Genomic DNA, 409 nt, shown 5'->3' with positions numbered 1-409 from the left:
GGCCTGCTCGCTCACTGGGGTCTTCTCATGCAGCACACAAACTCGGTTCAGGATCGCAGAGATATAGTCTTCCACACAAGGTAGTCTCTGTGCTTCAGGAAGTACACAGCATTTGCTGCCCACTTTTCCTAGGTTCCTTGCAGCTTCCACAAGAGTTGGAGTTGACACCTGAGGTGCTTTCTGGGTGTAACGAACTATGAGCGCATTTTGGAATCCATACTCTCCAAGCTTCTCAAAAAGTTCACAGTTAGCTTTGACTAAGTTCTTAGGCTCTTCTACAAGAGGCTGAAATTCATCCAACACTTTGCCATAGCATGCAGAAGGGTCAGCTTCAGCACAGCACTTTTCCAGGGTGGCTTCATATTTCTTAGCAAGTCTCAGCAGCAGGGCAACAGAGTAGTCAGGGTGC

1 protein-coding gene is annotated in these 409 nt (G+C 48.2%); it reads right to left on the bottom strand.

All coding sequences use genetic code 11. The annotated features are described in order from the left end of the window. The coding region (locus ACWBNA_RS47890) for a hypothetical protein (RefSeq protein WP_482710892.1) at window positions 1–409 on the bottom strand (409 nt) is incomplete at both ends.

The sequence above is a fragment of the Streptomyces sp. Q2 genome, assembly GCF_056820935.1.
This window is presented reverse-complemented; position numbering and strand designations above follow the sequence as displayed.